Below are 23,400 nucleotides of genomic sequence, written 5' to 3' on the forward strand. Positions count from 1 at the left end.
TAAATGTATAATCATACTTGACTTTTCTTTCCATAAAAATACCCCCAAATAGTGTCTAACTTTTTGGGGGCAGTCTATAATTCGGGATTTTTTAGCTTCTATTTGTATTTATTAAAACGTCAGTGTGGTAATTTGTCCTTTATTATTCCGTAAATAAAAGTCCCTAAAAGCGCTCCCAAAAGAACAAAAATTACAGGAAGAAATCCGGCACCCAGCAGAATAAAAATTGGCCCAGGGCAAGAACCAACTAATGCCCAACCCAATCCGAAAAACAATCCGCCAATCCAATATCGAACAGAACCTTCTTCTTTGTCAGCAACCTGAAAAAATTCCCCTTTGCTGTTTTTAAGTTGAGCCCTTTTTATTATTTGCAATCCAATAATCCCCGTTGTAATGGCAACCATGATGATTCCAAACATGTGAAAGGATTGAAATTGAAACATCTCGTAAATTCGATACCAAGAAACGGCTTCGGATTTTGTCAATACAATCCCGAAAACAAATCCAACAAATACATATTTTAATAAATTCATTTTTAGAAAATTAGAGGTAAAATAAAATGAGACATTATTAATCCGCCAACAAAAAAACCGATAACTGCTTTTAATGACTGTATTTGCAAATTACTCAGGCCTGCAATTGCATGACCAGAAGTACATCCGCCGGCATAGCGTGAACCAAAACCTATTAGGATCCCTCCAACAATTAGTATGAATATCATTTTTGGAGATTGAAACACATCACTACTAAACAAGGCATTGGGTAATAATTTTCCGTTTGGCTCATCTATTCCCATACTGGCCAATTGTTCAATCGTTTTTGGATTGATCTCTACATTCGAAGCATCACTCATATAATGTACAGCCACAAAACCGCCAAGCATAGCGCCAATAACAACAGCTAAATTCCAACGTTGCGATTTCCAATCAAACTTAAAAAAATCTGAAAATTTACCAGCTCCAGCAATCGTACAAAGCGTACGAAGGTTTGATGACATGCCAAATACCTTTCCAAAATAATTTAGGGTTAGCATGATTGTTGCGATTAAAAAACCGGAAACATACCAAGGCCAAGTATGAAATATAAAATCCATAGCGCGTTTATTTATTTTTGCAAAAATAACAATTTGTTTGATTTTATCTTCTAAAGATACAGGTTTTAAAATAAACGAGTACTTTTGAATAGAATTTAAACCTTATAATGAATGAAAAAAATTGCAATTGAAATAAAATGGGCTATTTTCTTTAGTATAGCAACACTTGTATGGATGATTATAGAAAATTCAGTTGGTTTGCATGATGTGAACATAGCCAAACAGCCCATTTATACTAATTTATTTGCCCTAATTGCAATTGCGATATACGCATTGGCATTAAGAGAAAAAAAATACTTGTTTTTTAAAGGAAACATGACTTGGAAACAAGGTTTTTTGTCGGGAGTAGTTCTTTCTGTTGTGGTAAGCACATTAAGCCCTTTGGTTCAATACATCACTTACACCTATATTTCACCTAATTTTTTTACTAACATTATTAAATATGCCGTTGGACATAAAATACAAACCCAAGTGCAAGCCGAAGCTTATTTTTCATTAAAAAGCTATATCCTTCAAGGAATATTTGGAGGACTGTCAATGGGTGTAATCACTGCCTCAATTGTTGCTTTATTTTTGAAAACTAAAAATAATAAAATCTGAAAATGAAAAACTGTATCGCTTCCCTAATTGTGTTGATTCTAACAAGTTCTTGTGTAAGCACAAAATCGACTTTGAAAAATGTGGATGATAATGCACCCGTACTTAAATTGACTACTAATAACACTTTCGTAATAAACCAATATAGTAAAGATGTGAAATACGGATATGATAAAGATTATCCCATCAATGTATTCTTTAGAAACACTAAAGAGATTGACGCCAATCAACAGCGTTTTCTTAATGCCTTGGCTGGTCCAAAAGGAGAAAAAATAACCTATAAAAAAACAGAAAGCTGTTGTCCCTTCCCTACCAAAAAGAGTGAAATGGGTGCTGGTTTTCTAGACGTATATGAAATCTCATGGGAAGGACAAAAAACACCAATAAAACTGTATCTAAATATTTATGAAAAAGGAATTTTAATGGTTCCTCTAGGACTGAGTTTAAAAAAATAATTACAAAGAAAAATAATGATTTTGATTTAACATATTTAAAAAAAATTAATAAATCAACATCAGATTGATACGTTTTATCTTCTTTTGTTAAAATTAAAATCCCCAAATTAAAATACAGAAATCATAACTACATTTGCATCATCAAAAAAACAACTATGAACTTACTGCACATTCCTCAAATTAAGCATACCGATAGTGGCAATTTTTTCCTTCTCGCTGGACCTTGCGCCATTGAAGGTGAAGAAATGGCAATGCGCATCGCCGAAAAATTAGTTGCCATAACCGATAAATTACAGATTCCTTATGTTTTCAAAGGCTCCTTCAAAAAAGCCAACCGCTCTAGAATTGACAGCTTTTCCGGAATTGGAGATGAAAAAGCCTTGAAAATCCTTAGAAAAGTTTCTGAAACATTTGGGGTGCCTACAGTAACCGACATACACACTAATGAGGACGCAGTTATGGCTGCACAATATGTAGACGTGTTGCAAATCCCTGCTTTTCTGGTTCGCCAAACCGATTTAGTTATGGCAGCTGCCAACACTGGAAAAGTGGTAAACTTGAAAAAAGGACAATTCATGAGTCCGGAAAGCATGAAGCATGCCGTACAAAAAGTATTAGATTGCAATAATCCAAACGTAATGGTCACTGATAGAGGAACTATGTTTGGCTACCAAGACATGATCGTCGATTTTAGGGGAATTCCAACCATGCAACAGTACGCAACAACAGTTCTTGATGTGACGCATTCCTTGCAACAACCCAATCAAACTGTTGGTGTTACAGGCGGAAGACCTGATATGATTGAAACCGTTGCCAGAGCGGGAATTGCCGTTGGAGTTGACGGTATTTTCATCGAAACCCATTTTGATCCAGCTAATGCAAAAAGTGATGGTGCAAATATGCTACATTTAGACCTTTTTGAAGGTTTAATGACCCGATTAGTGGCCATTAGACAATCCATAAATCAATTTTAATAATTTTAAAAATCAATAATTATGAAAAAGTAAAATTTGACTACCTTTTTTGATAAATAGAAACTATTATTTGGTTTCAAAAAAAATACAACAACAAAATATCACAAAATAATTGAAAAATTTAAATTTAAATTTTTTAGTGCTTTTCATTGCTCTGTCCCTACAAACATTCGCTCAAGAACAAATTAATGCACAAAAAAAATATACGGCAAATAATAAAGGAAAATTCTTTATTTCATGGGGAGGAAATAGAGATAGTTATACTAAATCTGATGTGACTTTTCGAGGTGAAAATTATAATTTCACCTTAGAAAATTTAGAAGCACATGACAAACCTAAAGGTTGGCATATTGATTATATAAATCCTAGCAGAATGACTATCCCTCAAACCAATTTTAGAATGGGCTATTTCATTAATGACCACTATAGTATTGCTTTGGCTTTAGATCACATGAAATATGTAATGACTCAAAACCAAACGGCGAATATGACCGGTACAATTTCCGGAAATTCTCCGTTTAATGGCACTTACAACGACACGCCTACCGTTATGACAGAAGCGTTCTTAATGTATGAACATACAGATGGATTGAATTATGTAAATACCGAATTTTCAAGACACGATGACATTTCTTCCATATTTAAGATTAAGAATACAGACAAGATTCAAATTAATTTAACTGAAGGCGCTGGTTTTGGCTTGTTATATCCCAAAACGAATACGACTCTTATGGGCAAGGAACGTCATGATGATTTTCATGTTTCAGGCTATGGAGCATCATTGAAAACAGGATTAAATATCACTTTTTTAAAGTACTTTTATATTCAAGGTGAACTAAAAGGAGGCTATATTAACATGCAAGATATTCGAACAACTAAAAGCACCAAAGATAGTGCATTTCAAGATTTTTTCTTTTTTCAAAAAATTATAGAACTTGGCGGTATTTTTAGAATATAAAATCGAATACAGTATAAAATATTGAACTAAAAGACTAAAATTAATTTTTTAAAAGCTATTTTTGATTCATCTCGAAATAGAAATTATTACATATGAAAAAAAGGCATTTATTTATCTTAGGGACCATTGCGATTATGATGGTTTCATGCAACAATAAAAAAATGACCGAGGTGGTTGAAGTGCCACTTCCTGCTGCCGAGGAGAAAATGACTTTAGGAAATCCTGAAGATGTAAAAGCAGAGAAAGGAGTATTTGAAATGGTGAAATTGCCATATTCCTATGATGCGCTTGCTCCCAATATTGATGCCATGACAATGGAAATCCATTATTCAAAACATTATTTAACCTACACCAATAATTTGAATAAAACCGTTGCAGGAACAGAATTTGAAACTTTACCAATTGAGGAAATACTAAAAAAATTAGACCCCAACAATTCCGATTTAAGAAATAATGCTGGTGGATATTACAATCACAACTCCTTTTGGGAAAGTATGGCGCCAAAAGCTGGAGGGGAACCCAAAGACACTTTGGCTACTGCTATAGCAAGAGATTTTGGTTCTTTTGATAATTTTAAAATACAATTTGAAGAGACTGCCACTAAACAATTTGGTTCTGGTTGGGCATGGTTGATTGCGGATAAAGACGGAAAATTACAAGTAACAAGTACATCAAACCAAGACAATCCACTAATGCAGAATGCTTTAATAAAAGGCACTCCTATTTTGGCTTTAGATCTTTGGGAACATTCTTATTATCTGAATTACCAATACAAACGCAAAAAATATATTGATGCTTTTTTTAACGTCATCAATTGGAAAAAAGTAGAAGAAAAATATGAGGAAGCGATAAAAAAATAGAGTTAAAAATCTTTGTCGCCCCAATTTATTGGACAATGCTTAATTATAAAATTTAGGCTATAATTACAAAATAATCATAAATTTATTGCTCCTTTAAAATGTTCTTAATCGCTTTAATTACTTTTGTGATTCAAAGCTCACACAGATGAATGATATTCTACGAATTAAAAAAAACATTCGATTTATTGCCTTTCAAAAATTAATTCTTGCTTCGCTCTTAATTGGTTTTCTATCGGCGTTTCTAGCCATTTCTCTAAAACGGATGACCGAATATTACGAAACTATTTTTTTTTGTCAAGCCAATAATCATCCCATTTATTTTTTTATTTTTCCATTTTTTGGATTATCGGTAATCTATTTTCTTCGACTTTATTTGTTTAATAAAAATGAAAATAAAGGCATCAAAGAAATATTTGAAAGCACCAATTCAAAATCAAAAATTTTACCCCTATATAAAATTCCATCCCATTACATCAACGGGCTGCTTACGGTAATCTTTGGGGGCTCAACAGGAATTGAAGTTTCTACCGTTGTTGCCTCTGCAACTATTGGCTCGGTTGCCCAACAAAAAGAAAATGTATTTCGAAAATATAAAGTCGAATTGATATCTGCAGGGGTTGCGGCAGGAGTCACTGCATTGTTTTGCAGCCCAATTGCAGGAATTTTATTTTCATTAGAGGTAATTTCTAAAAAAGCGACTAAATCATTTTTTCTAACCACAATTCTGGCAGTTTCAATAGCTTCGGGATTGTTATTCCTTTTAAATGAACCGCCATTATTTGCTATAAACATTACGACTTGGCACGTTTATGCCATCCCTTATTTTGTGCTTCTTGGAATTTTATCTGGAATACATTCTGTGTATCTTACCAAATGCGTGTTGTTTTTTAAAGCTACATTTTCAAAAATAAAAATTCAATATTATAAAATAATTATTGGTGTCGGCATTATCAGCCTTTCCTTGTTTCTATTTCCAGAATTGTATGGGGATGGATATCGTGCCATTAAAACGATTCTGTTTTCTTCAAAAGAAATTCCGCTAACACTCCCATTAGCAATCACTTTGATTGGAATTCTATTTTTAAAACCTATCGTGACTTCAGCAACACTGGCCTCGGGCGGTGATGGGGGTGTTTTTGCTCCAAGTTTGTTTATTGGTGCATTTTTAGGCTTTCTGATGGCAATGGTTTTGAATACTTTTTTTAATACTAATGTTATTCCCGTAAACTTTATGGTTATTGGCATGGCTGCTATGTTAAGTGCCAGCATACATGCGCCTTTTACAGCACTTTTTTTAGTGTGTGGAATTATAAATGATTACACTTTATTTTTCCCTATATTGGTAATCTGTTTAATTTCGAAATACACAGCAAAAATGATTTATCCTTTTACAGTCTATACCTTCTCTCCTACTCCATCAAAATAAGAAATAGAACATGCCAATTCAGAAAATAAAACGAGGTTATCGCAAAACCAAATATATTCTCTACAAGGAAACTTTAATTGATTATAAAGAACATTTTTGGGCTTTTTTAGGATCATTCGTTGGTATTGGACTTATTGCTTACATTCAATCTAAAACCTTTCTCCATTCTGATTTGGTTTTCTTAATTGGTTCTTTTGGCGCTTCAAGCGTTTTGATATATGGCATTATTCAAAGTCCATTGGCCCAACCTAGAAATCTGGTTGGAGGACATCTTGTTTCTGCAATTGTTGGAGTTACTGTAGCTAAATTTGCACCAAATGTTTTATGGATTACCGCACCTCTTGCCGTTTCGTTATCTATTGTTTTGATGCAAATAACTAAAACATTACACCCACCTGGCGGAGCCACTGCTTTAATTGCCATTATAGGTTCTCCAAAAATTAAAATTATAGGCTATTGGTATGTTCTTTATCCTGTGTTGAGCGGTGCACTCATTCTACTTGCTGTAGCCTTAATTTTTAATAATGTGACCGCAAATAGACACTATCCAAATCATAAAAAATACCATAAAATTAGAAACCGAATTCATGGTGTCTTCAATAAAAATGTCATCCCATAAATAATTTTTATATATTTTGTTAATTACTTTTTAATTCAAAAACGGAATATAAATTTTATCTTTGGCCTTTCAATAAATAAAACGATTATGGTTTATAAATTCAGAGTAATTCTCGATGCCGAAGATGATGTATTTCGAGATATTGCCATACTAGAGGAGGATACTTTAGAAGATTTGCACAATGCCATCGTAAATGCCTTTGGCTTTGACGGTTTAGAAATTGCTTCATTTTATACCTGTGACAATCAATGGAATCAGGAAGATGAAATTTCGCTTTTTGATACGGGAGACGTTATTGGAGAACAAAAAATAATGAACGATTATCCCTTATCCGAAATACTAGACAAGGAAAATACTAAAATAATTTATGTTTACGATTTTCTGAATATGTGGACTTTTCTTGTAGAATTGGCCGCAATTGAGGAACTAACTTTAGGAAACATTTATCCGGAAACTCTTTTTTCACATGGCGAAATGCCAAATGATGCCCCCGAAAAAGATTTTGAAGCCGATATGAAAGATGATATTTATGGCGAATTCGAAGATGATTTTGATGAAGATGACCTAGACATGCTTGATGGCGGAGAGAACTTTGAAGATTATGGGTTTGAGGAAAATTGGAATTAGAGAATAGAGTAAAGAAACAAGAAATTAGAACCAAGATTGGAGACTTTCAAACTGTCTTTTATCTTGGTTCTTTCTTCTAAATAAAAAATAAAAAAAGCAAAATGATCAATTTATACAATACCCACATAGAAACGCTTTCCATACATAGAGTTGGAAACAAAAGTAGAAACGAACCTATTTTTTTATCGGAACAACCCTATTCGCTAAATGACGAAATTGTGCCTTTGATGAAGGAATATTTCTTTAAACCTTTTCGTGAAAAAGAAGAAAATTATTTTCAATTTGCTCATGAAGTCGATTTGGATTATAATGATATGTTCAAATATGCCACTGAAATTTTTGAAAATCCGAGCAAGTTGCATGAAATTTCCAAACAAATAACAACCCATTTGTTCGAGCAATCCAATCATCCGCATATTAAAAACGGAGAAGTTTATGTGACCTATTTGACCAATTTAAATATCGACAATAATGTGGTGGATGCAATTGGTATTTTTAAAAGTGAATTGCAATCGGACTTTTTACAGTTTGAGGAAAAAGGAACAACGCTGGAAATGATTTTACAACATGGTATTAACCTCAACAAACTCGATAAAGGGTGCTTGATCTTTAACCACAAAAAAGAAGAAGGATACAAAATCCTGACCGTTGACAGCAACCGCTATGATGCAAGATACTGGCTTGAACATTTCCTTTCGGTAGATGCTTTTGAGGATGAAAATTTCATTACCAAAAAATACTTAAAATTCTGTCAAGGATTTGCAAAAGATGTTGTTTTTCCTGCCGAAGACAAGAAGGAAGAGGTGATGTTCATGAATCGTTCCGTGAATTATTTTGCTAAAAATGACCAGTTTGAAGAAACTAATTTCTTGAATGAAGTTTTAGACAACCCCGACTTAATTCCGGAATTTAAGAACTACAAAGTTGACAAAGGCGAAAAATACAGTATTGAGGATGTAACGAGTTTTCCAATTGCCAATGCTGCAGTTTCAGATGCAAGAAAATCAATCAAAAACGTAATTAATCTCGATACACATATTCAAATAAAAATGGATTTTATCAATCCCGAAAGTGCCGAAAAATATGTAGAAAAAGGTTGGGACGAAGAAAAACAAATGTATTATTATTTGGTTTATTTCAATAAGGAGCAAAAAAGTTAACAAAAAAATATAATTAAAAAATGCGTTTTGAAAGTATCAAAACGCATTTTTTTTATGGTGTCAATCTAAATTTTTATGTTTTAAATAAATTTCTGTTTTTATAATTTCTAGTAACAAATTCAAAAGCGGCACTCATAATTTTCCCCATAGATTTTGCCCGTTTAAAATTCAAATCATTCGTATAGCGATACAATTCTAATTTTAATTGATTGACATGCGATTCTGGGGCAATAACGTCTTCTCCCATGATATGCAATAACATTTTAATTCGATTTTCAGCAGAATGGATTCTTTTGGCCAATGCTGCTCGTTCTTCATCTTTATATTGTTCAATCGAACTATCCTGAAGTTTTTCTTTCACCAATTTCACCATGGGATAGTTTTCTTTGAAAAACTGGGGTCTGTATACCTTGAAATTTCCCTCGTAGCATTGTTGGTCAAAATCTATAGGGCGAATTTTATAAACCACATGATCAAAATCATGAGTGGCAACAATGACATAATTATAAGAGCGCATATCGCCAAGCAATCGAATCATGCAACGCTCGTTGAACTTTACAAATTCTTTTGCAATCTGGGCCTTCTCTATCTCCGTACAATTTCCCAATTGCCTCTTGATAAATGCGTCCCCTGGAATGCCCATAATATGTTCTTCTATCAAGGTGTCATCATAAACCAAAAAATTGATTTTATCCGGAGACAGAATATGCTCTAATTCAAGACCATAAATACGGGAAGCATCCGCTTTCTTGATATAGAAATGAGTATAATTATCATTTAAAATGTTTCTGACTTTTACACGAAAAGGCTTGGAATTTCCGAACGTACAATAGTCGATGGAGTCTACATTCAAGAATTTTATGATTCCCAAATTTCCATCTGAATGTAAAAGTGAATAAATTTTCTTTAGTGTCAAATCAATTTCATCTCTTTCGAATTCTGTATAATACACCCGAATCCATAAAGTATCATGATTATCCTTATCATAAACATTTATCGAACCTGAAAAACGCAACAAGTCGTCGTAGGAAATCGAGACCTTAGATATTCGGTCAAATCGTTCTAAATAATCCTTGAGTGAATGGTTTATTGGATAGGAAGGTTTTTTAAAAAGCATTAATGGTTCACTCATTGTTATTCTATTTTATACAAATTTACAACTATTAAATTTTATTTCGTGATACTTCATTCAAATCCGCATTTAATACATTTGCCCTGTTTTTGATTTTTATGCCCCTCAAAACGTTTAAACAAACAGTTTGAATTTTGAGTTAAAGTTATTAAGAATTGGACAACTGAGTTGTAATTATTTGTTAATTATAAAAGTAAAAAATAATTAAAAACCGAAATGAATTACCAATAATAGCACTCTATTTCATAGAATATGTACAGTATAATCATTTATTTTGCTAAATAAACATTAATATTGGAATTCAAAATCCAATCGTAGCTTCATTCGATTATCTTTGTAGTAAACAAAATCCACACTGTTTATGGAAGAATGTATCTCGGTTTTTGATATGCTAAAAATTGGTGTAGGACCATCTAGTTCACACACCCTTGGTCCTTGGCGTGCAGCGGAACGTTTTCTTGAAGAATTGCGGAATGAAAAAATAATTCATACTGTAACCAGAGTAAAAGTGGATTTATACGGTTCCCTTTCCTTGACGGGAAAAGGCCATGCTACAGATTTAGCTATCATGCTGGGATTGAGCGGACAAGATCCAGAATCCATTCCTATTGAAAACATTACAGAAATTACCAAAATTATTAGAGAAACAAACGAAATCCATTTAGGAAATGAAAAATATATTCCTTTCTTTCAACAGGACATTGTTTTCAATAAAAACTTCCTGCCTTTTCATGCTAATGGATTGACTTTTAAAGCTTACATAGCAAATAATAAAGCTTTTACTTCTACTTTCTACTCCATCGGTGGCGGGTTTGTGGTAAAAGAAGAACGAATCAACGCAAAGAAAAAAATTGCGATTAAGTGTACTTTTCCCTTCCCCGTAGAAAAGGCAACTGAACTTTTAAACTACTGCACGAAAGAGCACAAAAAAATTTCAGAAATTGTTTATGAGAATGAAAAATCGATGCGTTCTGAAGCTACTATTCATAGTGAATTAATGCGTATTTGGAACACGATGTTAGAGAGTATGTACATTGGATGCCATTCTGAAGGAATTCTTCCAGGAGGCCTAAACGTTCGCAGAAGAGCGTTTGACATGCACCAAAATCTCATTGGTTTAGCCAATTATAACAACCCACAATCTTGGCTGGAACAAATCCGGTTGACCGAAGTGAAATTTCGCCAAATTTTAAAATGGGTAAGCTGTTTTGCGCTTGCGGTGAATGAAGTAAATGCTGCTTTAGGACGTGTGGTTACAGCACCAACAAATGGAAGTGCTGGTGTTATTCCTTCGGTATTAATGTATTATTTGGTTATTGAAAATCATGACGCGGGCGAAAATGAAATCAAACAATTCTTACTGGTAGCCAGTGAAATGGGTAGTATTTTCAAAAAAGGATCCACTATTTCAGCAGCAATGGGTGGCTGTCAGGCAGAGATTGGAGTATCTTCATCCATGGCAGCGGCAGCTTTGTGCGAATTAATGGGAGGGACACCTGAACAGGTTTTAATGGCTGCGGAAATTGCCATGGAACATCATTTGGGATTGACCTGCGACCCTATTGGAGGTTTGGTTCAAATTCCATGTATCGAAAGAAACACCATGGGAGCCATAAAAGCAATCAATGCAGCCGAGTTAGCGCTAGAAACTGATCCAAAAAATGTGAAAGTCCCGTTAGATAAAGTAATAGATACCATGTGGCAAACTGCCAAGGACATGAACAACAAATACAAAGAAACTTCCGAAGGTGGGTTAGCAATTGCCGTAAATATGGCCGATTGTTAGATATAATTATTGGAAAAACAACGCATTGGTTTCTAAACAAAACCTCAGAGGTTATAAAAACCGTGTGTTTTAACTAACTGATTATAAATGAAAAATTTTTCAACTCTTGATTCGCATAATTTATTAGTATGTTTAAAAAAAATAGATTTACTTATTTTCTAATCATTATTTTAGTAATTATTCTTGGCATTTTATCAAGAAAAATTAATGGATTTCCATCTTTTGTGGGAGATGCTTTATATGCAGTAATGGTTTATTTCGGAATACGATTTCTATCCATAAATCTTACCTATATAAAAACAGTACTACTTGCGCTGCTATTTTGTTATTGCATCGAATTTTTTCAGCTTTACAGAGCCGAATGGATTGTGGCTGTCCGACGTACTCCGTTAGGACATTATGCCTTAGGTCAAGGCTTTCTTTGGAGTGATTTGGGGTATTATTTACTTGGGGTAACAGTGGCATATTCAATTGATTTTTTAAAAAACAAACTATCCCATCCTCTTAACAGTTCAATTTTACTACTTTTACCAAATCAAATTGAAAAAAAATGTCAGCCACAAAAAAAGATTACAAAAGAATCACTACCAAATCATTAATTGAAATGAAAGCCAACGGCGAGAAAATTTCAATGCTTACAGCCTATGATTATACCATGGCTAATATTGTTGATACCGCTGGAGTTGACGTTATTCTTGTGGGAGATTCCGCTTCAAATGTGATGGCTGGACATGAAACCACTTTGCCTATTACGTTAGACCAAATGATCTATCATGCTTCGTCTGTTGTTAGAGCGGTAGAAAGAGCACTGGTTGTGGTCGATTTACCTTTTGGAAGCTACCAATCTGACCCGAAAAAAGCGCTGCGTTCTTCCATCAGAATTATGAAAGAAAGTGGTGGTCATGCCGTAAAATTGGAAGGTGGAAGTGAGATTAAAGATTCTATAAAAAAAATACTGAACGCAGGAATTCCGGTAATGGGACATTTAGGTTTAACCCCCCAATCCATTTATAAATTTGGAACGTACACGGTTCGTGCCAAAGAAGAAGAAGAAGCCAAAAAATTGATGGAAGATGCTAAAATGCTTGAAAAAATAGGCTGTTTTGCATTAGTTGTAGAAAAAATTCCGGCGTATTTAGCCGAAAAAGTGGCTAAGAGCATTTCCATTCCTGTAATAGGAATTGGTGCTGGTGGCGGTGTTGACGGTCAAGTTCTGGTCATTCATGACATGTTGGGTATGAACAACGAATTCAGTCCTCGTTTTTTGCGACGTTACATGAACTTATACGAAGGTATGACTACCGCAATTGGTCAATATGTTACCGATGTTAAATCGAGTGATTTTCCGAATTCCGGTGAACAATATTAGTTTCGATTGTTAGATTTATGGATTTTTAGATTGTTCGAAAAAATCCAATTATTTAACAATTTAATAATCCCAATTCAATTAAATAAATGCATCGATTTAAGGATTTAGAAATTTGGAAATTAAGCAGAAAATTTTGTTCTGATATTTATATCGTCACTTCAAATTTTCCCGATTCAGAAAAATTTGGTTTAACAAATCAACTTCGTCGCGCTTCTGTTTCTGTTCCCTCAAATATTGCGGAAGGTTGCTCTAGGAGCAGTAATAAAGATCTTTCTAGATTTCTTGAAATTGCAATCGGTTCCATTTATGAAATTGAAACACAAATATTAATCGCTTTTGATTTAGGCTATATAGAACAAATAAAATTGGATGAATTATGCTTTAATATAGATAAAATTGTTAAAATGACTTCTAAATTTCGTTCAACATTGCAATAATTCGATTTTTAGATTTTTCGAACAATCTAAAAATCCAACAATCTAATAATCGATTTTGAAAATAATTTCCAACAAAGACAACCTTCAAATTCTTCACGAAGACAATCACATTATTGTAATCAATAAACGCGTGGGGGATATTGTACAGGGGGATAAAACCGGAGACAAGCCTTTAAGTGATGTTGTCAAAGAATATATTAAAGACAAATACAATAAACCCGGCGAAGTTTTTCTCGGTGTTGTACATCGTCTAGACAGACCCACTACCGGAATCGTAGTTTTTGCCAGAACCAGCAAAGCATTGACTAGAATGAACGAATTGTTTAGCAATCGCGAAACGCAAAAAACCTATTGGGCAATCGTAAAGAACAAACCGTCAAAAAATGAAGATAAACTTGTTCATTTTTTGAAACGAAACGAAAAAAACAACACTTCAAAAGCACATGTCAAGGAAGTTCCAGAGAGCAAAATGGCCAGTTTAGATTATAAAATCATCAAGGAACTCAACAATTATTTTGCCTTAGAAATTCATCTTCATACGGGAAGACACCACCAAATTAGAGCACAACTTTCGGCTATTGGCTCCCCTATAAAAGGCGATTTGAAATATGGTTTTGACAGAAGTAATCCTGACGGGGGTATTCATCTTCATGCAAGAAAATTAATGTTTATTCACCCAGTATCCAAAGAAAGTCTTGAAATCATCGCCCCCACGCCAAATGATGTCATTTGGAACGCACTAAAATAGATTTTCTTAGTCCTTTCTAATAGTTTAATGAAATCTGAATTTTAATTGTTCTATACGATATTGACATTTGACTAAATAGCACCTTATTGAGGAAGTACGTCCAATCCAATGGATATGTAATTCTTCCAACTTTACAATAATTTTAAGAAGTCCTCGTTGAAATAGTGTTAAATTGCCTCAACTATCATAAACGACACAAAAAAAAATGGATCAAATAAAAATACTTTGGGTAGATGACGAAATTGATTTACTCAAACCTCACATCCTATTTCTGGAAAAAAAGAACTACCATGTTACCACATGCAACAATGGTCGCGATGCGGTAGATGTTTTTGAAGAAGGCGATTTTGATATTGTTTTTCTGGATGAAAACATGCCCGGCATGAGTGGATTGGAAACCCTATCTGAAATTAAAGAGAAAAAATCGTCCACTCCGGTAATTATGATTACCAAGAGTGAGGAGGAGTATATCATGGAAGAAGCTATTGGCTCTAAGATTGCCGACTATCTGATAAAACCCGTAAATCCGAATCAAATTTTGCTTAGTTTAAAAAAGAATCTGGATCATTCCCGATTGATTTCTGAAAAAACAACTTTAGATTATCAGAAAGAATTTAGAAAAATTGCCATGGAACTCTCTATGGTCAACTCCTATGAAGATTGGATTGAGTTGTATAAAAAACTAGTATTTTGGGAATTAGAACTTGAAAACATTGAAGACCAAAGCATGGTTGAAATTTTAGAATCCCAAAAAGTGGAAGCGAATTCTCAATTTGGCAAATTCATAGAACGCAATTATGAAGATTGGTTTGAACCTAAAGCCGATAAACCAGTACTTTCACATACTTTATTTAGAGAAGTTGTAGTTCCTGAAATCACAAAAAAAGAGAAACCCGTATTGTTTGTAGTTATTGATAATTTACGATACGACCAATGGAAAGCCTTCGAAAGTGTCGTGACAAATCACTACAAATTAGAGAAAGAAGTACCCTACTACGCCATTTTACCTACAGCAACCCAATATGCCCGAAATGCTATTTTCTCCGGACTAACACCTTTAGAAATGGAAAAAAAATTTCCTCAATACTGGAAAAACGACGTGGAAGAAGGCGGGAAAAATCTATATGAAGCTGAGTTTTTAGCGGCTCATTTAAAACGACTGGGACTAAACATCAAACAAGATTATTTTAAAATTACGAATCTTGCGAGTGGGAAAAAATTAGCCGAAAACTTTAAAACACTAAAAAACAACGATCTAGTAACTGTAGTTTACAATTTTGTGGATATGCTATCGCACGCCAAAACTGAAATGGATGTAGTGAAAGAATTAGCTTCAGACGATAAAGCCTATCGTTCCTTGACTTTAAGTTGGTTTAAGAATTCCCCACTTTTAGATATCATTCAACAGGGACAAAAAATGGGTTTCAAATTGATTCTTACAACTGATCACGGAACCATAAACGTAAAAAATCCTTCGAAAGTGATTGGGGATAAAAATACTAGTTTGAACCTTAGATACAAAACCGGACGAAGCCTAACCTACGAAGATAAAGATGTTTATGCTGTAAAAGACCCAAAAAAAATAGGGTTACCAACCATAAATATGAGCAGTTCTTATATTTTTGCCAAAAATGATTTTTTTCTGGCCTATGTAAACAACTACAATCATTATGTAAGTTATTACAGAAATAGCTACCAACACGGTGGAATTTCTTTAGAAGAAATGATTATCCCATTATTAGTATTTAATCCTAAATAAAAATAAATAATGATTAATAATTGTTAGCTGAAAAAACGGATTATGAATACTGAAAACTAAACACTGAAATCATGCAGATTACTTTTTCTTTAGAACAAATCAATGCAGTAGCAGAACAAATACTTGCCCAAAAACTCAAAAATGTCATTTTGTTTTATGGGGAAATGGGAGCAGGAAAAACCACCTTAATTAAAAATTTGGCTAAATCTCTTGGTGTAAAAAGCCCAACTAATAGTCCAACTTTTTCTTTAGTTAATGAATATCAAACTGCTGAAAATAAACTACTTTATCATTTTGATATGTACCGAATTAAAAGCGAAAATGAAGCTTATGACATAGGGATGGAAGAATACCTCTATTCCGGAAATTGGTGTTTTATAGAATGGCCAGAAAAAATACCGAATTTAATCCCCGAAGAACATTCCATTATTAAAATAAAACTGATAGATAACGGAAAAAGAGAATTAATATTAACCTCTTAAGGATAAATTTTTGTAAATTGTGCCTTTAACACTCAGGAATATTTATGGCCATTACCCCTTTTACCAAGCAACAACTGCTCCCACAAGAAGAAAAACTAGAAATAGTCCGTCATAAAAGCGAACTTTTTATTGGCATTCCTAAGGAAACAAGTTATCAGGAACGTAGAATATGTTTAACTCCTGACGCAGTTAATTCACTTACGGCTCATGGTCACCGTGTGATGGTTGAATCTGGCGCAGGTCTTAGCTCAAGCTATTGCGATAAAGAATACAGTGATGCAGGTGCTGAAATTACTCAAGATACCAAGAAAGTTTTAGGATGCCCGATGCTATTAAAAGTCGAACCCTTGACGATGGAAGAAATCGAAATGATTAATCCGGAAACTATAGTAATATCTGCAATCCAACTAAAAACCAGAAAAGCCAATTACTTTGAGGCGCTTCAAAAAAAGAGAATAACAGCCTTAGCTTTCGAATACATAAAAGATGAAGATGGTTCTTACCCCGCAGTAAAATCATTAAGCGAAATTGCGGGTACTGCATCCGTTCTTATTGCTGCCGAATTAATGATTAACAACCAGTTTGGAAAAGGATTGTTATTAGGTAATATTACAGGAGTTCCTCCAACAGATGTTGTTATTCTTGGTGCAGGAACCGTCGGGGAATTTGCTGCAAAAACCGCTTTGGGATTGGGTGCAAACATAAAAGTATTCGACAATTCCATTACTAAATTAAGACGTTTACAAAACAATCTAAACCAACGCATTTTCACTTCAACTATTCATCAGAAATCGCTACTAAAGGCCTTGCGTCGTTGTGACGTGGCTATTGGAGCGATGAGAGGAAAAGACCGTTGCCCGGTTGTTGTCACCGAAACGATGGTGGAGCACATGAAAAAAGGAGCCGTGATTGTAGATGTAAGTATTGATACTGGTGGTTGTTTCGAGACATCGGAAGTGACAACCCATGAAAAACCAACTTTTATAAAAAATAATGTAATTCACTATTGTGTTCCTAATATCCCTTCACGGTATTCTAAAACTGCTTCGTTATCTATCAGCAATATTCTTACTCCTTTTCTCTTGCAGATTGCTGAAGATGGCGGGCTTGAAAGTGCTATTCGGTGCAACAAGGGGCTGAAAAATGGGGTGTATTTGTATCACGGAATACTGACCAGTAAAGCTATTGGAGAATGGTTTAACCTTCCTGACAGTGATATTAATTTAATTGTATTTTAATAGAACTTTCAAGTATCTTTGCAAAAAAAATAACAGATGCGTTTTAGATTTCGTTTTGCCTATTATATGGTTGGATTTATTATGGGATTGTTCTTTGTTGCCATGGTATTGAGCGGTAAAGATGCCCGTTGCAATTATTTCCCAAATGCTAGAGTTTTGAATGATTTACGGACAAAACCTTTTAATTTTTCGGATAAAGCAAAACTAATATTAGCTCAAAAATGGGTTGACACCACAGACATCAAAAACACATTAACCTATGGAGATGTCGATTTTGACAAAAGTAATAAAGAAGCCGAAAAAGGTAAACTTTACATTATTGAGGGAAAAACCACAAAAAACCAGCCCATAATTTTAGAGGTGATTAATTACTCAGACAAAGCTGTTTTGAGAGATATCATCAAAAAACAAAACTAACGTTTTAACTATTTAACAGTTTTTTAATAAACGTTACCCCTATCGTTGCCTTACATTTGTAAAATATACGATACCCAATGTCACGATTCAAAGAAAATGATTTACCAAAATCAAAAATTACGGCAAGTTCACTCCAAAAAGCCACACTAATATTTAATTACGCCGGAAATCATCGTTGGAAATTTTATGTAGGTTTGGTTTTTCTTTTATTGACAGGAGCAACCGCATTGGCATTTCCAAAATTGATGGGAATGTTAATTGACTGTGTAAAAAATAAGAGCTACACTCAGGCGAATACTATTGCTTTGGGATTGGTTGTTATTTTATTGTTTCAATCTGTTTTCTCCTTTTTTAGATTGTCATTATTCGTGAATTTCACGGAACATACCTTAGCTAACTTACGCTTATCCTTATATAGCAATCTTGTAAAACTTCCCATGTCGTTCTTTTCGCAAAAACGTGTTGGAGAATTAAACAGCCGAATCAGCTCAGACATTACCCAAATTCAAGATACCTTAACCTCTACAATTGCTGAATTTTTAAGACAATTTATCCTAATAATTGGAGGCGTAGTCTTGTTAGCAAGTGAAAGTTTCAAATTGACTTTATTGATGCTATCCGTAGTTCCACTTGTGGCAGTTGCAGCAGTGATTTTCGGACGTTTTATCCGGAAATATTCCAAAAAAGTGCAGGATCAAGTAGCAGAAAGCCAGGTTATTGTTGAAGAAACCATGCAAGGCATCAGCATCGTTAAGGCATTTGCAAACGAATGGTATGAAATTGCGCGCTATAATGGTAAAATTAAAGAAGTGGTAAAACTCGCCATTAAAGGCGGTAAATACCGTGGCTACTTCGCTTCCTTCATCATCTTTTGTTTGTTTGGAGCTATTGTTGCCGTAGTTTGGTTTGGCGTTCGATTGAGCATTAGCGGAGAAATGAGCGTGGGACAATTAATTTCCTTTGTACTGTATTCCACTTTTGTAGGCGCTTCTTTTGGTGGTATTGCCGAATTGTATGCCCAAATTCAAAAAGCTATCGGAGCGACCGAAAGAGTATTTGAACTGTTAGAAGAAAGTCCAGAAAAAATAAATAGTGCCCAATCAGTAGCAAACCAAAAAATAAAAGGGAATGTAACTTTTAAGAATGTAAAATTCAGTTATCCTTCCCGAAAAGAAATTCAGGTTTTAAAGGACGTAAGTTTTACAGCCAGCTTCGGCCAAAAAATAGCGATTGTCGGGCCAAGTGGCGTGGGTAAATCGACTATTGCCTCACTCCTACTAAGATTTTACGATATTGAAAGTGGCGAAATTCTAATTGATGGAAAAAGTATTTATGATTATGATTTAGAAAATCTTCGGGGCAATATGAGTATTGTACCACAGGACGTTATTTTATTTGGTGGGACCATCAGGGAAAACATTGCTTATGGAAAGCCCGATGCCACCAATGAAGAAATTCTTTTAGCCGCAAAGCAAGCAAATGCCCTGAACTTTATAGAAGGATTCCCAGAGCAATTTGAAACCCTTGTGGGAGAACGAGGAATTAAATTATCCGGAGGACAACGTCAACGTATTGCCATAGCTCGTGCTTTACTTAAAAACCCGAGTATCTTAATCCTAGATGAGGCAACTTCTTCTTTAGACAGCGAAAGCGAAAAACTGGTTCAGGAGGCCTTAGAGATTTTGATGGAAGGAAGAACGAGTATCATTATTGCACACCGTCTCTCTACCATTCGTAGCGCTGACCAAATTTTAGTTCTTGATAATGGAATAATTATTGAAAAAGGTACTCATCAAGAATTAATTGCATTAGAAAATGGAATTTATAAAAACCTGAGCAACTTGCAGTTTAGCTATTCGTAAGATCCATTTAAACTGTGTATACCAAAAAGTTATTGGAGAAACCCTAATAGCTATTTTGTTTATTATAAAATTAAGACTACTTTGACAAAGCGTCATTAACAACAGCCCGATCTATATATTGAATCACTCTATCTACTTTATCATTAGCATCAAAATGGTAATCGGTATGGATCCATTGTTTCATCGTTTTCCCTTTTTTATATTTGACAATAACTTCGTACCAACCCAATAGCCAAATGCCAGGCTTTTCAACACTTTGAGGCTCTTTTACATTAATGGGCAGCCAAATTGCATTCTTAAAAGTAATAGTCTCGATAACATTTGCTCTTCGATCCTTCCAAAATTTGACAATTGCAACTTTTCCAACCAGACTGTCTCCATTATTCCATTTATAAACTGCATCATCTGAAAAGGCGGATACCCAACTATTAATATCTCCTTTCTCTAAATCCATAAGGCTTTTTTTACCTATAACTTCATATTTAGAATCCGCAAATTCTGCCGGAATTGCCTTTGGCGCATTCAAATTCTCCTTTTTTGGCTCTTCATTTTTACATCCTACAAATACCGAAGTAAACAAAATAATTAAAAATAATTTTCTCATCGTTTTATATTTTAAGGTTATTGTAAAAAATTGATTCATCTCTTTAGAGAATTCACACATTAAAATTCAATCCTAAATTAACAAAAAAAGAATAACTTTTTAATTAATTTTTAAAAAAAATCATCAAAAAATACTGAAAATCAATTTTTTACAGCAACAACAATTAATTGTAATTAAACAGTTTGCCCTTTAATAAAACTATTTTGCATAAAAAAACTCCATCTTAACGGGTGGAGTTCTATATCTTCTGTTAATTGAAAACGCAATACTGTAAACTATTTACCTTTTCTTCTATCACGTTCTGTTTTTATTAATTTTAATTCTCGGCTGGTTTGTCCAGCAACTGAAGTATTCTCTTCTGCTCTACGAATTAAATATGGCATCACATCTCGCACCGGACCAAAAGGCAAATATTTAGCTACATTATACCCATCTTGAGCTAAATTAAAGCTAATATTATCACTCATGCCATATAATTGTCCAAACCAAATCCTATTATCATTTTTAGCTATTCCTTTTTCCTGCATCAACTCCATTAATCTGTAGGAGCTCGATTCGTTGTGGGTTCCTGCAAATAGGGACATAGTGTCTAAATGTTCGGTCATATACTGAACTGCGGCATCATAATTTTCATCCGTGGCTTCTTTAGAATTACATATTGGCGATAGATACCCTTTTTCGGTAGCACGTTCATTTTCCTTTTCCAAGTAAGCCCCACGAACTAGCTTCATCCCAATTAAAAAACCTTCCGATTTTGCTATATCATGCAGTTGTTTCAAATAATCCAATCGATCCCAACGATACATTTGCAGTGTATTGAAAACAATGGCTTTTTCTTTATTGTATTTTCGCATCATTTGGGTCACCAAATCATCGGCAGCATCTTGCATCCAACTTTCTTCAGCATCTATCAATAAAGCGACGTTTTTTGTGTGTGCTTCATTGCAAACCAAATCAAAACGAGCCACAATCTTATCCCATTCTATTTGTTCATTGGGAGTTAAGGATTGTTTTTCTCCTAATTTTTCATACAAATCTAATCGCCCAAAACCTGTGGGTTTAAATACTGCAAAGGGAATAGCCTCACGCTCTTTAGCAAATTCTATGGTTTTTAAAGTCATATCAAGAGCAGCGTTAAACTGTTCTTCTTCTTCTTTACCCTCAACAGAATAATCCAAAACCGACGAAACACCTTTGGTAAACATTTTATCAACCACAGTAAGACAATCGTCTTCATTAACGCCCCCGCAAAAATGGTCGAAAACAGTAGCACGAATCAATCCTTCAACAGGCAAATGCGCTTTGATGGCAAAATTAGTTACCGCCGTGCCAATGCGAACTAACGGTTGATTATCTATTAATTTAAAAAGGAAATATGCTCTATCTAATTCAGTATCACTTTTTAGTGAAAACGCAACTTGAGTATTATTGAATATATTTTTCATTTATAAAATTTGTTGAACAAATATAACTAGACTTCGGAAATTATATGATGAAAAATACCTTATTTTGCAATTCTATTTTAAAAGTAATTATGGAATCTATTCAAGCCAACGGTTATGTTGTCCATTTCAATGAAAATGGATATGAAGCACTCAACAAACATTTACAGGAAAAAAAATATTCAAATATATTCATCATCGTCGATAGCCATACCAATGAATTTTGTTTACCCCGTTTTCTTCCCTTAATCGAAACGGAATTGGCTATTGAAATCATAGAATTTGATGCAGGAGAAAGTTTTAAAAATATCGAAACCTGCGTATCCATTTGGAATGTGCTTACCGAACTTGGTGCCGATAGAAAAACTCTGGTATTAAATTTAGGTGGTGGCGTTGTAACGGATTTGGGTGGTTTTGTATCTTCCACATTCAAAAGAGGGATTGATTTCATAAACATTCCAACCACTTTACTCTCCATGGTCGATGCTTCCGTTGGCGGAAAAACTGGCGTAGATTTGGGCAATTTAAAAAACCAAATAGGAGTTATCAATGTGCCTATAATGGTATTAATCGATACTTCTTATTTAGAAACGCTTCCGCAAAATGAGATGCGCTCCGGTCTTGCCGAAATGCTAAAACACGGCTTAATTTATGATAAAACAGAATGGGAAAAATTTCTAGACCTAAAATCTATCGATTTTGCCGATTTTGATACCTTCATTTATCGTTCGGTAGCCATAAAAAATGAAATCGTAATTCAAGACCCTACGGAACAAAACATTCGTAAAGCCTTAAATTTCGGTCATACTCTAGGACATGCCATTGAAAGTTATTTTCTGGAAAACGAAAACAAAACAACTTTGCTTCATGGCGAAGCTATTGCTGTGGGAATGATTTTGGAAAGTTACATTTCTTGGCAAAAAAAGCTGATTTCTTTAGATGAATTTGTTCAAATAAAAGAAACAATCAAAGCTATTTTTGACGACATTATTTTTGAAAAAAATGACCTAGCTCCTATTTTGGAATTACTAATTCACGACAAGAAAAATGAGTATGGAACCATTCAATTTGCCTTGATTGATGGAATTGGCAAAATCAAGATAAATCAAGAAGTTGAAAATGAACTAATTAACAAAGCTTTTAAAGATTATAAATCTTAATATTTTTTTAATCGAAAGGATTGCAATTCAAATATATTATTTTTTACATTTGCGGTAATGAATAAAAATAAAAACAAGAGTGAACGTTCTTTATTCGAGAACCAAAACAATAATTCTCATATTGCATTATTGGATAACATTTTTGACTTAAAAAAAATCCTAAATTTTGATTTTTTCCAACGCTCCAGCATTTAT

At 34.0% G+C, this 23,400-nt stretch carries 25 protein-coding genes; 20 read left to right on the forward strand and 5 right to left on the reverse strand.

The features are described 5' to 3' along the window. Positions 1 to 119: 119 nt before the first annotated feature. Entirely contained in the window at positions 120 to 533 is a 414-nt protein-coding gene (locus tag DB895_RS09405) for a DUF6691 family protein (RefSeq protein ID WP_116725110.1), read from the reverse strand. A gap of 2 nt (positions 534 to 535) precedes the next feature. After that, positions 536 to 1,093: a YeeE/YedE family protein gene (locus tag DB895_RS09410; RefSeq protein ID WP_116725111.1), complete on the reverse strand. Its 558-nt coding sequence runs from the start codon at positions 1,091 to 1,093 to the stop codon at positions 536 to 538. 111 nt (positions 1,094 to 1,204) lie between these two features. On the opposite strand from DB895_RS09410, the gene DB895_RS09415 reads away from it, so the two are divergent. The 9 genes from DB895_RS09415 (at position 1,205) to DB895_RS09455 (ending at position 8,769) form a co-directional block, all read left to right on the forward strand. Beyond that, positions 1,205 to 1,693 (forward strand): DUF4199 domain-containing protein, encoded by a 489-nt coding sequence (locus DB895_RS09415; RefSeq protein WP_116725112.1) that lies wholly within the window; start codon positions 1,205 to 1,207, stop codon positions 1,691 to 1,693. Between the two features lie 2 nt (positions 1,694 to 1,695). Then, a complete protein-coding gene (locus DB895_RS09420; RefSeq protein ID WP_116725113.1) occupies positions 1,696 to 2,145 on the forward strand; it encodes a 2-dehydro-3-deoxyphosphooctonate aldolase in 450 nt (149 codons plus the stop codon). A 155-nt stretch (positions 2,146 to 2,300) separates the two neighbouring features. Next, complete coding sequence (gene kdsA, locus DB895_RS09425; RefSeq protein WP_116725114.1) at positions 2,301 to 3,119, forward strand: 3-deoxy-8-phosphooctulonate synthase; 819 nt, start codon at positions 2,301 to 2,303, stop codon at positions 3,117 to 3,119. A 112-nt stretch (positions 3,120 to 3,231) separates the two neighbouring features. Next, the gene (locus DB895_RS09430; RefSeq protein ID WP_116725115.1) at positions 3,232 to 4,077 is read left to right on the forward strand and encodes a hypothetical protein; all 846 of its coding nucleotides are present in this window, start codon (positions 3,232 to 3,234) and stop codon (positions 4,075 to 4,077) included. 92 nt (positions 4,078 to 4,169) lie between these two features. Beyond that, a complete protein-coding gene (locus DB895_RS09435; RefSeq protein ID WP_116725116.1) occupies positions 4,170 to 4,937 on the forward strand; it encodes a superoxide dismutase in 768 nt (255 codons plus the stop codon). A 145-nt stretch (positions 4,938 to 5,082) separates the two neighbouring features. Continuing rightward, positions 5,083 to 6,363: a chloride channel protein gene (locus DB895_RS09440; RefSeq protein ID WP_116725117.1), complete on the forward strand. Its 1,281-nt coding sequence runs from the start codon at positions 5,083 to 5,085 to the stop codon at positions 6,361 to 6,363. Between the two features lie 10 nt (positions 6,364 to 6,373). Further along, positions 6,374 to 6,982, forward strand: coding sequence for an HPP family protein (locus DB895_RS09445; RefSeq protein WP_116725118.1), 609 nt, complete (start codon positions 6,374 to 6,376; stop codon positions 6,980 to 6,982). Positions 6,983 to 7,069: 87 nt separating this feature from the next. After that, positions 7,070 to 7,609 carry an IS1096 element passenger TnpR family protein gene (locus DB895_RS09450; protein ID WP_116725119.1) on the forward strand — a complete coding sequence of 180 codons (540 nt, stop codon included), beginning with the start codon at positions 7,070 to 7,072 and terminating at the stop codon, positions 7,607 to 7,609. A gap of 101 nt (positions 7,610 to 7,710) precedes the next feature. Further along, complete coding sequence (locus tag DB895_RS09455) at positions 7,711 to 8,769, forward strand: nucleoid-associated protein (protein WP_116725120.1); 1,059 nt, start codon at positions 7,711 to 7,713, stop codon at positions 8,767 to 8,769. A gap of 73 nt (positions 8,770 to 8,842) precedes the next feature. On the opposite strand, the gene DB895_RS09460 is transcribed toward DB895_RS09455, so the two are convergent. Then, positions 8,843 to 9,901 carry a hypothetical protein gene (locus DB895_RS09460; protein ID WP_116725121.1) on the reverse strand — a complete coding sequence of 353 codons (1,059 nt, stop codon included), beginning with the start codon at positions 9,899 to 9,901 and terminating at the stop codon, positions 8,843 to 8,845. Between the two features lie 361 nt (positions 9,902 to 10,262). Here DB895_RS09460 and DB895_RS09465 point away from each other — a divergent pair, with 361 nt between their 5' ends. The 10 genes from DB895_RS09465 to DB895_RS09510 all read left to right on the forward strand — a co-directional run bounded on the left by DB895_RS09465 (position 10,263) and on the right by DB895_RS09510 (position 19,999). After that, complete coding sequence (locus tag DB895_RS09465; protein ID WP_116725122.1) at positions 10,263 to 11,687, forward strand: L-serine ammonia-lyase; 1,425 nt, start codon at positions 10,263 to 10,265, stop codon at positions 11,685 to 11,687. A 128-nt stretch (positions 11,688 to 11,815) separates the two neighbouring features. Next, positions 11,816 to 12,286: a ribosomal maturation YjgA family protein gene (locus DB895_RS09470; RefSeq protein WP_116725123.1), complete on the forward strand. Its 471-nt coding sequence runs from the start codon at positions 11,816 to 11,818 to the stop codon at positions 12,284 to 12,286. Next, positions 12,238 to 13,056: a 3-methyl-2-oxobutanoate hydroxymethyltransferase gene (gene panB, locus DB895_RS09475; protein WP_116725124.1), complete on the forward strand. Its 819-nt coding sequence runs from the start codon at positions 12,238 to 12,240 to the stop codon at positions 13,054 to 13,056. Before DB895_RS09470 ends, panB begins: the two co-directional genes overlap by 49 nt. A gap of 86 nt (positions 13,057 to 13,142) precedes the next feature. Then, positions 13,143 to 13,493 (forward strand): four helix bundle protein, encoded by a 351-nt coding sequence (locus DB895_RS09480; protein WP_116725125.1) that lies wholly within the window; start codon positions 13,143 to 13,145, stop codon positions 13,491 to 13,493. Positions 13,494 to 13,548: 55 nt separating this feature from the next. Continuing rightward, positions 13,549 to 14,241: an RluA family pseudouridine synthase gene (locus DB895_RS09485; RefSeq protein ID WP_116725126.1), complete on the forward strand. Its 693-nt coding sequence runs from the start codon at positions 13,549 to 13,551 to the stop codon at positions 14,239 to 14,241. Between the two features lie 205 nt (positions 14,242 to 14,446). Further along, a complete protein-coding gene (porX, locus tag DB895_RS09490; RefSeq protein WP_116725127.1) occupies positions 14,447 to 16,000 on the forward strand; it encodes a T9SS response regulator signal transducer PorX in 1,554 nt (517 codons plus the stop codon). A gap of 71 nt (positions 16,001 to 16,071) precedes the next feature. Beyond that, entirely contained in the window at positions 16,072 to 16,482 is a 411-nt protein-coding gene (tsaE, locus tag DB895_RS09495; RefSeq protein ID WP_116725128.1) for a tRNA (adenosine(37)-N6)-threonylcarbamoyltransferase complex ATPase subunit type 1 TsaE, read from the forward strand. A gap of 44 nt (positions 16,483 to 16,526) precedes the next feature. Then, positions 16,527 to 17,720, forward strand: a complete 1,194-nt coding sequence (locus tag DB895_RS09500) for an alanine dehydrogenase (RefSeq protein WP_116725129.1) — start codon at positions 16,527 to 16,529, stop codon at positions 17,718 to 17,720. 36 nt (positions 17,721 to 17,756) lie between these two features. Beyond that, positions 17,757 to 18,137, forward strand: coding sequence for a DUF4258 domain-containing protein (locus tag DB895_RS09505; protein WP_116725130.1), 381 nt, complete (start codon positions 17,757 to 17,759; stop codon positions 18,135 to 18,137). 77 nt (positions 18,138 to 18,214) lie between these two features. After that, the gene (locus tag DB895_RS09510) at positions 18,215 to 19,999 is read left to right on the forward strand and encodes an ABC transporter ATP-binding protein (protein WP_116725131.1); all 1,785 of its coding nucleotides are present in this window, start codon (positions 18,215 to 18,217) and stop codon (positions 19,997 to 19,999) included. A gap of 76 nt (positions 20,000 to 20,075) precedes the next feature. On the opposite strand, the gene DB895_RS09515 is transcribed toward DB895_RS09510, so the two are convergent. Together DB895_RS09515 and DB895_RS09520 are read right to left on the reverse strand one after the other, a co-directional pair. Next, entirely contained in the window at positions 20,076 to 20,603 is a 528-nt protein-coding gene (locus DB895_RS09515) for a nuclear transport factor 2-like protein (RefSeq protein ID WP_133242663.1), read from the reverse strand. 275 nt (positions 20,604 to 20,878) lie between these two features. Beyond that, positions 20,879 to 22,048, reverse strand: coding sequence for a proline dehydrogenase family protein (locus DB895_RS09520; RefSeq protein ID WP_116725133.1), 1,170 nt, complete (start codon positions 22,046 to 22,048; stop codon positions 20,879 to 20,881). Between the two features lie 89 nt (positions 22,049 to 22,137). On the opposite strand from DB895_RS09520, the gene aroB reads away from it, so the two are divergent. Beyond that, complete coding sequence (gene aroB, locus DB895_RS09525) at positions 22,138 to 23,205, forward strand: 3-dehydroquinate synthase (RefSeq protein WP_116725220.1); 1,068 nt, start codon at positions 22,138 to 22,140, stop codon at positions 23,203 to 23,205. The last annotated feature ends 195 nt before the right edge of the window (positions 23,206 to 23,400 follow it).

The sequence above is a fragment of the Flavobacterium psychrotolerans genome (assembly GCF_003097635.1).
Lineage (GTDB): Bacteria > Bacteroidota > Bacteroidia > Flavobacteriales > Flavobacteriaceae > Flavobacterium > Flavobacterium psychrotolerans.